Source organism: Longibacter sp., from assembly GCF_051155795.1.
Taxonomy (GTDB): Bacteria; Bacteroidota; Rhodothermia; order Rhodothermales; family Salinibacteraceae; genus Longibacter.
In genome coordinates this window covers 1-12564 of sequence record NZ_DAXETW010000098.1, presented here as the reverse complement: position 1 = coordinate 12564, position 12564 = coordinate 1, and the positions used below count along the sequence as shown (strand labels likewise).

8 protein-coding genes are annotated in these 12564 nt (G+C 63.4%); 5 read left to right on the top strand and 3 right to left on the bottom strand.

Features of this window, described 5'->3' with window-relative positions; all coding sequences use genetic code 11:
- Positions 1 to 11: 11 nt before the first annotated feature.
- Together katG and ACFCU0_RS10580 are read right to left on the bottom strand one after the other, a co-directional pair.
- Positions 12 to 2231, bottom strand: a complete 2220-nt coding sequence (gene katG, locus ACFCU0_RS10585) for a catalase/peroxidase HPI (RefSeq protein ID WP_434973639.1) — start codon at positions 2229 to 2231, stop codon at positions 12 to 14.
- A 507-nt stretch (positions 2232 to 2738) separates the two neighbouring features.
- Positions 2739 to 3242: a plastocyanin/azurin family copper-binding protein gene (locus tag ACFCU0_RS10580; protein ID WP_434973638.1), complete on the bottom strand. Its 504-nt coding sequence runs from the start codon at positions 3240 to 3242 to the stop codon at positions 2739 to 2741.
- A gap of 361 nt (positions 3243 to 3603) precedes the next feature.
- Here ACFCU0_RS10580 and ACFCU0_RS10575 point away from each other — a divergent pair, with 361 nt between their 5' ends.
- Both ACFCU0_RS10575 and ACFCU0_RS10570 read left to right on the top strand, forming a co-directional pair.
- Positions 3604 to 5829, top strand: coding sequence for a TonB-dependent receptor (locus ACFCU0_RS10575; protein ID WP_434973637.1), 2226 nt, complete (start codon positions 3604 to 3606; stop codon positions 5827 to 5829).
- A 51-nt stretch (positions 5830 to 5880) separates the two neighbouring features.
- Entirely contained in the window at positions 5881 to 6402 is a 522-nt protein-coding gene (locus ACFCU0_RS10570; RefSeq protein ID WP_434973636.1) for a thioredoxin family protein, read from the top strand.
- Positions 6403 to 6444: 42 nt separating this feature from the next.
- Here the strand turns inward: ACFCU0_RS10570 and ACFCU0_RS10565 are convergent, their stop codons facing one another.
- On the bottom strand, positions 6445 to 7305 hold the full coding sequence (locus ACFCU0_RS10565) for a sterol desaturase family protein (RefSeq protein WP_434973635.1): 861 nt from the start codon (positions 7303 to 7305) through the stop codon (positions 6445 to 6447).
- A gap of 450 nt (positions 7306 to 7755) precedes the next feature.
- Here ACFCU0_RS10565 and ACFCU0_RS10560 point away from each other — a divergent pair, with 450 nt between their 5' ends.
- From ACFCU0_RS10560 to ACFCU0_RS10550, 3 genes are all read left to right on the top strand, one after another.
- Positions 7756 to 9087 carry an aminotransferase class V-fold PLP-dependent enzyme gene (locus ACFCU0_RS10560; protein WP_434973634.1) on the top strand — a complete coding sequence of 444 codons (1332 nt, stop codon included), beginning with the start codon at positions 7756 to 7758 and terminating at the stop codon, positions 9085 to 9087.
- A 354-nt stretch (positions 9088 to 9441) separates the two neighbouring features.
- Positions 9442 to 9891 (top strand): hypothetical protein, encoded by a 450-nt coding sequence (locus ACFCU0_RS10555; protein ID WP_434973633.1) that lies wholly within the window; start codon positions 9442 to 9444, stop codon positions 9889 to 9891.
- 246 nt (positions 9892 to 10137) lie between these two features.
- Positions 10138 to 12459, top strand: coding sequence for an Ig-like domain-containing protein (locus tag ACFCU0_RS10550; RefSeq protein WP_434973632.1), 2322 nt, complete (start codon positions 10138 to 10140; stop codon positions 12457 to 12459).
- The last annotated feature ends 105 nt before the right edge of the window (positions 12460 to 12564 follow it).

Here is a 12564-nt window from a genome sequence, read left to right as displayed (position 1 = left end):
GCCCGACGGACCTACGCCAGGTCGAACCGGTCGAGGTGCATGACCTTGGAGAAGGCATCGGCGAAGTCCTGAACGAACTTCTCCTCCCCGTCCGCGGCACCGTAAACCTCGGCGATCGTGCGGAGGCGGGAGTTGGAGCCGAAGATGAGGTCAACACGGGTGGCACTCCACTTCGTTTCGCCCGTCTCTCGGTCCCGGACCTCGAAGAGCTCCTTATCGTCGGAGACCGGCTCCCACTTATTGTCCATGTCGAGCAGGTGAACGAAGTAGTCGTTCGTGAGCTGCTCCGGCCGGTCGGTGAAGACGCCGTGTCCGTCGGCCTGCTTGTGGACGGCGTTTAGCGTGCGCATGCCGCCGACCAGCACCGTCATTTCCGGCGCCGTCAGATCCAGCAGGTCGGCCCGGTCAATCAGGTACTCTTCGGGCGTCCAGTCCCGCTCCAGGTCGTCGGCGATGTAATTGCGGAAGCCGTCGGCCTTCGGTTCGAGCGGCTCGAACGACTCCACGTCGGTCTGCTCCTGCGTGGCGTCGGTGCGCCCCGGCTCGAACGGCACCTCCACGTCGTAGCCGGCATCGGCCGCCGCTTGCTCCACCGCCGCGCAGCCGCCGAGCACGATGAGGTCGGCCAGCGAGACGCGGACGTCGTCATCGCGACCGTCGTTGAAGTCGTTCTGGATGCCTTCCAATACCATCAGCGCGCGGGACAGCTCGTAGGGCTCGTTGGCTTCCCAGTTGCGGTGCGGCTCCAGGCGAATCCGTGCGCCGTTGGCGCCGCCGCGCTTGTCGCTCCCGCGATAGGTCGCCGCGGAGGCCCAGGCGGTCTTCACGAGACGGGAGACCGACAGGTCCGAGTCCAGGAGCGTCTCCTTGAGCTCGGCGATCTCTTCGTCACCGATCAGATCATGATCGACCGCGGGCACGGGGTCCTGCCAGATCAGGTCTTCCTCCGGCACCTCCGGCCCGAGGTAGCGATCCTTCGGCCCCATGTCGCGGTGCAGGAGCTTGAACCAGGCGCGGGCGAAGGCGTCCTGGAACGTGTCCGGGTTGTCGCGGAAGTCCTCAATGATCTCGCGGTACGCCGGGTCCCGCTTCAACGCGATATCCGTCGTCAGCATCATCGGGTCGACCTTCTTCGACGCATCGTGGGCGTCGGGCACGGTAGCCTTGAGCTCTTCGTCGACCGGCTTCCACTGCCATGCGCCGCCCGGCCCTTTGTGCGCTTCCCACTCGTAATCGAGCAGGTTGTCGAGGTAGCCGGTGTCCCACTGCGTCGGCGCCGCGGTCCAGGGACCTTCGATGCCGCTGGTGATGGTATCGGCCCCCTTGCCGGTGCCGTGCGCGTTCTGCCAGCCGAAGCCCTGCTGCTCGATCGAGGCGGCTTCGGGCTCGGCGCCGACGTGGTCGTCGGTGTTGGCCCCGTGCACCTTGCCGAACGTGTGCCCGCCGGCGATGAGGGCGGCGGTTTCCACGTCGTTCATGGCCATACGGCCGAACGACAGGCGGATCCGCTGAGCGGACCACTCCGGATCCGGGTTGCCTTCGGGCCCTTCGGGGTTGACGTAGATGAGCCCCATCACCGTTGCGCCGAGGCGGCCTTCGAGTTCGTCCTCCTCGTTGAACCGGTCCCACGTTTCCATCTCGTCTTCCGGGCCCCAGTCGATCGACTTGTCGGGCTGGTAGTCGTCGATCCGACCACCGCCGAAACCGAACGTCTTGAAGCCCATCGATTCGAGGGCGACGTTTCCGGCCAGCACCATGAGGTCGGCCCAAGAGATCTTGCGACCGTACTTCTGCTTCACCGGCCAGAGCACACGCCGGGCCTTGTCGAGGTTGGCGTTATCCGGCCAGCTGTTGAGCGGGGCCAACCGCTGCCGTCCACCGGACGCACCGCCGCGACCGTCCGTGGTGCGGTACGTGCCGGCGGCGTGCCACGCCATCCGGATGAAGAGTGGACCGTAATGCCCGTAATCGGCCGGCCACCACTCCTTCGAGGTCGTCATCACGTCCTCGATATCCTGCTTCAGCGCCGGGTAGTCCAGGTCCTGAAACGCCTCGTTGTAGTCGAAGTCGCCCCTCCAGGGGCCGACGTCCTGGGCGTTTTGGTCGAGGATCTCGATATCGAGACTGTCGGGCCACCAGTTGCGGTTCGTCGCAGGCGTTCTTCGCTGCGCGTTGGACGAACCGTTGGTGTGTACAACCGGGCAACCGCCGGTCTCACTTGTGTTTTCCATAGACGCGTCGTGGGAGGGAGAGTCGTTTGACATAGTCACTGCGCAGTTTGTGAAGGGTAGGCGATACGAAGAAGACGAGGTCTTCAAAGCCTGCTCCGCGGGCACGTCGGAGGGAGAGAGCACCGTCTCGGGACAGCCGATTCGAGAACCACCCGTTCGGCCGGTAGAGGCATCGAAGCCGGCACGCGATCACGTCGCATGCGCTGCGATCGTTCTCGCCGTGCGTCCGTCTACCGGACCGCGTGTTCAGTCGACGCGGTTCGCAGAAGCGAACGCCGAGATTCCTTTGCCGGAAACGGTTTCAAAGGTGCGTACGGAGGGCCCGGTCAAATGGTGCAATCCGACGTCGCCAGACGCGCCGTCACGAACGGAAAACCCGTTAAATCGAGCCCGGCATTCCGGGCCGATATCGCAGGAAAACAGAAACGCCCCGCCGTCCGGGCCGCCGGCATGCGGAAGGCCCTGGGTCGACGGGGCGTCGCTCAGGCAAAGCAGGGGCAATCACCGTCAGCCGGCCACCACACGCATCGTTCCCTGCATCATCATGTAGTGCCCCGGAAAGGTACAGATAAATTTGTACGTTCCTGGCTCGCTGGGGGCCGTGAAGGTCATGCTGACCTTCTCCCCCGGATCGGCGAGGCCTGTCGCCGCGAGGACGGCGTCGTCTTCCGGAACGTAGTCGTTGCCGGCTGCTTGCATGGCCGCTTCGCCGACCCGCTGCACGAGGTCGTCACCGGTTCCGGTCAGAATCACGACATTATGCTTCATCGCGGGGCTCGTCGCGGTGTTGTTGAACGTGAGCGACACCTCCGTGCCGGCTTCCACGGTAAACTCGGTCTGCTCGTACTTCATCTGGTTGCCCGCCGGCTCGATGGTGACGTCGGAGACCGCCTCGGTTGTCGACGACGTTGCCGATTCGGTGGCAGTGTCAGGCGTCTCCGTGTCGGAGCCGCCGCAGCCGGCCAGGGCAATCATCAGGAAAAGAGAAACGAAAAGGGACAGGGTACGCATGGGTGCGAGGGACCTCGGTGGGTGATGGAACGAACGGACGGGCGAAGACCGGCAAAGAGAAGCCGGAAAAACCGGGAATGGCCCGGGCAACAGGGCAACCGTCCTCTTATTTAGAATGGTTATACAGAATACCTCGTGAGCATACGGGTGGTCCACCTGCGCGCAGGCGCTATTCCCGATTCGTTTGATCTTCTCCGAGCCGTACACGGGTGAGCGAAACGCCTTCTCGCCCCCATGACCAGCAGGAGCGTTTGCCTATTCTTTCACAGCCCGTCTTGTCTGCAACATTTGACCGTCTACCCCGACATACATACTTTAGCTACACCAAAACTATGATTTAGGGTTGACTAATAACGATCCGATGTACGTTCCCCGCGCATTCTGCACAGCTCTCGTTCTCCTGTTGCTCGTCCCGACGGCCTACGGTCAGGCCACGATCGAGGGCACCGTGACCAGTAACGATGCGTCCGTCCCGGGGGCGAACGTGCGCATTCTGGATGGGACGGAGGGGGCTGCGAGCCGGTCGGACGGGGGCTATCGCATCGCCGGCCTTAAGCCCGGCACGTACACGCTGATCGTCTCGGCGATGGGCTTCGAGACGGCGCGCGAGACGGTCACCCTTGCGTCCGGCGAGACCGAGCGGGTCGATTTTTCCCTGAACCCCACCGTCCTCCGGAATGACGAGGTCGTGGTCACGGCGACGATGCGGGAGCAGTACGTCACGGATTCGCCCGTAAAGGTCGACGTGATGGCGGCCGAGCGACTCCGGCGGGCGCAGGCGAGCTCCAACCTGATGGACGTGATCGGGAACGTGAACGGTCTCACGACGCAACTCAACTGTGGGGTGTGCGGCACCAACGCGATCCGCATCAACGGCGTCGAGGGGCCGAACACGGCCGTTCTCATCGACGGCATGCCAGTCATGGGCGCCCTTGCCAGTGTCTACGGTCTAAACGGCATCAGCCCGGCAATCATCGACCAGGTGGAAGTCATCAAGGGGCCGCAGTCGACCCTCTACGGCACGCAGGCCCTCGGCGGGGTCGTGAACATCATCACGAAGGATCCGGAAAACACGCCGACCGTCTCCGCCGAGGTGTATGGACGAAGCACTGCGGAAAAGAGCGTCGATCTCGCCGTGTCGCCGTCTGCCGGACGCGTGAAGGGGTTTTTGAGCGCGAACGCCGTACAGATGGAGAACTACGTCGACGACAACAACGACGGATTCGCCGACGTCCCGAAACGCTCGCGCGTCGCCCTCTTCGGCAAAGCCACTGTCGACAACCAGCGGGGGGCTACGATCGGCACCGTGGCGGCGAAGGTTTACGGGGAGAACCGGACGGGCGGCGTGCCCGGTTACTCGGACGACGTCCGCGGATCCGACCGTACATACGGGGAGTCGATCTACACGCGACGCGGCGAGGTGATGGGTAGCTACACGCCGCCATCCGTCGAGGGACTTCGCGTGGCGGGCGCCTTCACCTACCACGACCAGGACAGCTATTACGGTACGGAGCACTATGTCGCGGAGCAGACGATCTCGTTCGGGCAGGTGACGTACGATGCGCCGGCGTCGGATGCCGTCGATCTCCTTGCAGGCGCCACGCTTCGATATCAAACCTATAATGACAACACGCCGGCGACGGCGTCCGGCGCGGACCGGCGCACCGTGCCCGGCATCTTCGGCCAGGCAACGGTGAGCGCGGGCAATGTCACGGTCCTCGGCGGCCTTCGCATCGATCATCACGCCGCGCACGGGCCCATCTCGGCACCGCGGCTATCCCTGAAATACCGCCCGTCGGACCGGACGACCCTGCGCGCGGGAAGCGGCACTGGCTTTCGCGTCGTGAATGTGTTCACGGAGGATCATGCCGCGCTCACCGGATCCCGCGAGGTCGTCTTCACCGAAGATCTCAATCCGGAGCGCTCGCGTAGCGTCACGGCCAGCGTGGAGCATATTCTACCCCTCGGCGCCAACCCGCTCACCGTCGCGGTCGACGGCTTCTACACGCGCTTCTCCAACAAAATCATCCCGGACTACGACCAGGACCCGAGCCTCATCGTCTACGAGAACCTGGACGGCTTTTCCGCCACGCGCGGGTTCTCCATCAGCCTCGACCAGAACCTGACGGCTCTCCCGCTGACCTATAATCTTGCGTTCACCCTGACGGACGTCTACACGGAGGAGAGTGGAACGCGACAGGCCATCACCTACGCGCCGGACTACACGGGGACGGCCGGCGCCACGTATCAGAGTCGCTCGCTTGGCCTCGACATCAGCTATGCAGTACAGCTCATCGGGCCGAAGCGAATGCCGGACGTCTACGTCCAGACGTTTGGACGCAACCGGACCTCCCCTGTCCACTCGACGCACGACCTGAAGCTCGAAAAAGCGTTCGGGGGGGTGAACAGCGACATCGGCATCGGCATCGACGTCTTTTTCTCCGTCGAAAACATCTTCGATTACACCCAGGGAAGCCCGCTTGTGGACGCGGAGACGCCCTTCAGCCCGGACTTCGACACGATTTATACGTGGGGACCGATCGTCGGGCGCACCGTCGCGCTCGGCGCCCGGCTCAACCTGCGGTGAGCATCGCGTCGTTTCGCCTCAAGCCTCCTTCTCCGGCTACCACGATGCGTCATGCTCTGGAACTACCGCCTGCCCCTTCTCCGGCGATGGTCACTGATTCTCGCACTCTCTGTGCTGGGATATGCATCAGCCGGACCCAAGCCGTCGGCCGCACAGTCGATCAAGTGGCGCTCGTTTGACACCGCCCTCGCCGTCGCCGACTCCACCGACCGATGGATCCTCGTCGACGTCTACGCGCCGTGGTGCGGGTGGTGCTACAAGATGAAGCGAGAGACCTACCCGTCCGTGCTGACCGGCACGGACCTGCCGTTCGTCCTGACGCGAATTAACCGGGACGATAGCGACACGACGCACCGATACCGGGGACGGCGCCTCTCGTCGCGACAACTCGCAAAGGCGTTGGGAGCAGAGGGGGTGCCCGCCGTTGTGATTCTCGATGCCGCGGGGAAGCGGGTGATGACGGTGTCGGGGTTTGTCTCGCCCGATCTGCTTGTCCGGATCCTCGCGTACATTCACACCGAGGCCTACCATCACATGTCCTTCGACGCGTTCGCGGCCTCGCGGGTGGAGTGACCGGTGGAGTGATTCGTGGAGTGACGGGACCGTCGTTCGTCATCAGCCCTGCACCTTCCGGTCCGCCTCGCTCTCGCCTGACGGCTCGACCCGACGCAGGGGGGCGCGAAGCATGCCGGCCAGGGTTTGATCCCCGTCGTCGTCCCAACCGTCCAGGCCGAAGCGGATGGTGGACGGGTCATCGTTCAGCCGAAACGTTCGCCCGAGGCGGTCCCAGAAGGAGAAGAGCGCGCTGAAGTTGGAGTCCGTCTCCGGCTGAAAACGCGAGTGGTGAACCTTGTGCATGTTCGGCGTCACGATAAGAACGCGCAGCGCACGGTCGACCGGCTCCGGTAGCGAGATATTCGCATGATGAAATTGCACGACGGCGAACATCAGCGTTTCGTAGAGAACGAGCTCCCAGAGGGTGATGCCAAGGAGAAGAATCATACCAAGCCGTAGCGTGGACGAGAGCACGATTTCGCCCGTGTGAAAGCGGCTCGCCGTCGTCACATCCATGTGCGGGTCGTGGTGGTGGACGCGGTGGAACCGCCATAGAAACGGGATCCCGTGGTTGATCCGATGCCAGACGTACGTCCATGCGTCCAGGAGAAGCACCGCACCGATCGCGTGTGCCCAGACCGGCAGTTCGAACCCCACGTCGAGACCGTGGAGTACGCCGAGGCCCTGCTGCTCCGCCCAGATCGCGGCCGCGCCCCACAGGCCTACGAATACGACCGAGATGATCCCGGCATTGAGGCCACCGAGGATCAGGTTTCGAACGGCATGGCGGCCGCGCTTCCTCGGGTCGGATCGGAAAAAGTCGAAAAACGGGTGCGCGTGCTCCCAGACAAGAAGCACAACGAGCCCACCAAGCATCGCCAGCGTCTGGCTCTGCTGCAGGACGTCGAGAAGTGCTGCCATACGGTTTCGCCACTCATTTAGTACTACATGTGCTGACAACTATTCGTACGGTGCAAGGGAGGTCTCGTTTCTGTTCGTCCCCGTACCGTGCCGGGCTTCCTCTCCATGGAGTGGCAATCTCTTGGGCCGTGACCGGCAGCGGTTGACGTCTCGGCGAACGGCCTACACCCGGTATCTGACTGCGATTACACCGGATCACGTCAGAACTACGGGGACCAGTACCCGGCGCGTGCACAGGTTCTGGTACGATCCAGAGCCGGATCTGCGGGCGTCTCAGCCTCGTCGCTCGTGGCATGACCGCGCGATGCAGCTGGCTGTCGCGACGGTGGAAGCTTCAGCAGCTCCCATCCGTCGGTGCGGCGATAACGCCGCCTGTGCGACGTCGCCCCGTACAGGCACCGGAAGCAGACGGTGCGGACACCTTGATTCATTCTAAACCCGTGAACTGTCATGCTTCGTAGAGACTTCCTCCGTCACGCCGGCCTTCTCGCGGGAACGGCTCCTGCCCTCGGCGCGCTGGCACCAGCCATCCGGAATCAGCGTGATCGCATATTCGTTCGTGAGCGGCGTCGCACATTCGATCCGACGAGTTGGTCCGACATTCGCGACCAGTTTGCGCTGACCCGGTCGCGCATCCACATGGCCAGCTTTCTGCTTGCCAGTCACCCGCGTCCGGTGGCGGAGGCGATCGAGCGGCACCGCAAGGGCTTCGACGAAGATCCGTCGACGTACTGGCACGACCATTTCCAGTCGGCTGAGCCGGCTGTGCGCGAAGCAATCGGTACCTACCTCGATGCGGATCCGGCACACATCGCGCTCACCGACAGCACGACGATGGGGCTCGGGCTCGTCTACAACGGCCTCGTCCTACAGCCCGGCCAGGAGATTCTCACGACGCCGCACGGCCACTGGTCCACGATCGAATCGCTCAACCTATGCGCGAAGCGATCGAGCGCAAAGATTAACACCGTGGCGCTGTACGACGACCCGGCCGAAACCTCCGTCGACATGGTCGTCCGCCGCATGCGGTCGTCCATTACCGACCGGACGCGCGTTCTCGCCGTGACGTGGGTCCACTCCTCCACGGGCGTGAAACTGCCGATCTCGGAGATGGCCGACGCGCTCGACGACATCAACGCGGGACGAGAAAAGGAAGAACGCGTCTTGTTCTGCGTTGACGGCGTCCACGGGCTGGGCATCGAGGATGTGACGGTGGGCGAGCTGGGGTGCGACTTCCTCATGGCGGGGACGCACAAGTGGATGTTCGGCCCCCGCGGCACCGGGCTCATCTGGGGACGCGCGGACGCCTGGGATGCACTCGATCCCATTATCCCGACGTTCGGCCCCAGCGTCGGCGTCTGGATCGGAGCCCTTCCTCCCGACACGCCATACATCACACCGGGGACCGTCCACACGCCAGGAGGGTTTCATTCGTTCGAGCATCGATGGGCGGTCGGAGAAGCGTTCCAGTTCCATCTTGCCATCGGGAAGAGCCGGGTCCAGACCCGCATCCACGACCTGAACACACGTACGAAGGAGGCACTGGCGTCGCTGCCTCACGTGCGCCTCCACACGCCGATGTCAGCTTCCCTTTCAGCCGGTATCATTTGCTTCGACGTGCGCGGCCACGAACCGACCGCGGTCGTTGACCACCTCCGGCGTCGAGACATCGTTGCGAGTACCACACCGTACCGGGAGACGTACGCCCGGCTGGCTCCCAGCCTGTTGAACACCGAAAGGGAGATCGACCGTACGATCGACGCCATTGCAGAACTGAGTTAGTTTCCCCTGCACGCCCCTGCCTCGTGGCGGTCGGAGCGAAACCCGATGTGCGCTCCATTCAGCGTGATGGACGTCGACGTCCGGCCCGGCGCATTGAAGCGCCATAAGTAGATGAAGCGCCGTAAGTATACGGCGAGGGAGGTCCAGGGACGATCTTGTTCTCCGGTCCAGCAGTCGACAAGCGACGAGTACGCGTGGCGGTGCCCATTCCTTAGAAATATGCTTCAAGGGGTACCCCCGGCACCGATTCCTTTCCGGAACGGAGTAAATTTGTGTCCGTCGGCTTGACGCCATGTTCGCGGTTTTTATTTTCAGGAAGTAACCGTGTCCGTCTCACCGACCCTCCGTGCGGCCATGACTTCCCAGCCCGTTTCTGCCACGTCCCGCCCGCCGAAGCACCTCTGGATCGTCGGAGGCCTATCGCTTGTGTGGAATGCATTTGGCGCATTCGACTATGCAATGACGCAGTTTCAGGTCGAGGCGTACATGTCGAACTTCACGGCGGAGCAGCTCGACTACTTCTACGGATTTCCTGCGTGGGCGAACGCCGTCTGGGCCCTGGGTGTGTGGGGGGCGGTCGCCGGTTCGGTCGGTCTCCTGCTGAAAAAGGCCTGGGCGGAATGGGCCTTTGGCATCTCCATCGTCGGACTGGTCGGAACGAGCATCTATACGATGGTCCTGACCGACGGCACGGCGATCATGGGTGGCCCTTCGGTGATGATCTTCTCGATTGTTCTCTGGCTCATTACGATCGGCCTGTATGTTTACTCCCGCGCCATGGCACGAAAAGGCGTTTTGACCTAGCGCTTGTACCACAAGTGCGGCATCACGCCGGAATCATCAACCGAAGGATCGTCGAATCGAGGACGTCGCACGTCAACACTAAAGACCACGAATCGGCTTCTGTCCGGGTTGCGTGCGCGAAGACGCTATTAGGGTGAGTCCCCACCCGTACGCCCCCCGATTTCTATGTGTGCGTCTGCCTGTCCCCGTTGTCGCCTGCTTACCGGATTGCTCGCTGGAATTCTCCTGTTCGCCGGCGTGCGTCCCGTGTCCGCCCAGAACGTCGCCCCAGTTGCCGTAGACGACGATTACCTGGTCGAGGCCGGCGAGACGCTCACGGTGGACGCGCCGGGCATCATCGAAAACGACTACGACCCCGAAGGCGGCTCCATCACAGCGGTCAGCTTCTCTCAGCCCGACGACGGCACCGTCAGCCTGAATACCGCCGGCGAAATGACCTACACGCCGGACGGCGGTTTCACCGGGACCGACTCGTTCGCCTACACCATCCGGGACGACGCAGGTAGGGAGGACGCAGGCACGGTTACGATCGAGGTCCCGGACCGTCCAAATCGCGACCCGGTCGCCGTCGACGACGTGTACACCGTCGTGGCCGGGGAAACGCTTTCGGTGAACGCCCCCGGCATCATCGGCAATGATTACGACCCCGACGGCGACAACCTCATCGCCGCCAGTTTCTTACAACCCTCCAACGGGTCCGTCAGCCTGAATACCGCCGGCGAGATGACCTACACGCCGGACGATGGCTTCACCGGCACGGATTCGTTTACATACAGCGCGAGAGATGACAACGGCGCCGAAGACACCGGCACTGTGACCATCGAGGTTCAGTCCGACCCGAACCGCCGTCCGGTCGCTCTCGACGATTCCTACTCCGTCGTCGCCGGCCAAACCCTCACGGTGAACGCCCCCGGCATCATCGGCAACGACTACGACCCCGACGGCGACGACCTGATCGCTGCCAGCTTCGTCCAGCCCGCCAACGCCTCCGTCAGCCTGAACACCGCCGGCGAGATGACCTACACACCGGACGCCGGATTCACGGGCACCGACTCGTTCACCTACACCACCCGGGACGACGCGAACGCCAACAGCACCGGCAGTGTGACCATCGAGGTGATTCCCGCGTCACAGACGACCCCTGTGGCAATGCCGGACGCGTACCGTACCGAAACGGGATCACCGCTCGAGGTCGCCGCGCCCGGTGTGCTGGCGAATGACTCAGCGCCGGCCGGGTCATTCATCGTATCCAGCTACACCAGCCCGTCGAACGGCACCGTCAACGGCTTCACGGACGGCACAATCGAGTACACGCCCGACGCCGGATTTACAGGGACCGATACCTTCTCCTACACACTCCGAGACAGCAACAGCAACCAGACGACGGGCACGGTCACGATCGAGGTGACGAACACGAACCGCCCACCCATCGCCCTATCCGACACCTATCTGGCGGTGTCCGGGGAGACGCTGACAGTCGACGCGCCGGGGATCATCGGTAACGACTACGACCCCGACGGGGACGACCTGATTGCGGTTAGCTTCTCCCAGCCCGCCAACGGCTCCGTCAGCCTCAATACTGCCGGTGAGGTGTCGTACACACCCGACGATGGCTTCGCGGGTACCGATTCGTTCACTTATACCATCCGGGACGACGCGGACGCGACCGATAGCGGCACCGTCACCTTCGAGGTTCAGCCGAACGCGAACCGCAGCCCCACGGCTGTGACGGACCGCTACTCCGTGTTTCAGGATCGCACGCTGACCGTCAACAAGCCCGGAATCCTCGAAAACGACTACGACCCCGACGGCGACCCGATCACAGCGATCAGCTTCACCCAGCCCGCCAACGGTACCGTAAGCCTCAATACCGCCGGCACGCTCACATACACGCCGGACGCGGGCTTCGTCGGCACCGATTCGTTCTCGTACAGGATCCGGGATGACGGCAGCGCGACCGACGGCAGCAGCGTCGAGGTCATCGTGGCCTCCGACGCGGTGCTGCCTGTGGAACTCGCCGGGCTCAACGCGACTGCGGACGATGGGCGCGTGACGGTGACGTGGCAAACGCTGAGCGAAACCAATAACGCTCGCTTCGAGGTCCAGCGCCGCCTGCGTGCAGACGATGCGTTCCAGCTGGTCGGCACGGTTGACGGAGCCGGCACCACGACCGAGAGGCAGGACTATCGATTCGTCGATACGCTGCCGTTCACGGCGGAGCAAGCCACGTACCGACTCCAGCAGATCGACGTAGATGGCTCGCGGACGCTGTCGGATCCGATCGAGGTGAGCCGCAGCTTGCCGTCGGAAGTCACCCTCCTTGGAGCCGCGCCGCATCCGGTGCAGCAGCACGCCAACGTTGTTTACACGCTTCCCAACCGCACAGACGTACGCCTGGAAATCTACGACGTCCTCGGACGACGCGTCGCTACACTCGTGAACCAGACCCAGAGCGCCGGGCGAAAGGCCTACTCGCTCACGGCTCGAGATCTTGCGAGCGGTACGTACCTGCTGGTCTTATCGGCTGATGACAAGCGGCGAACGGAACGTCTTACGATCGTGCGGTAGCAACCTGCTCGGCCCCACCGCGTGCCTGGGCACGGTTTTAAGGTGAGGATGCAATCTTGAATGTCGCGACCGCGACGACGGAATCGGCAGGCACCGCTCCGGATC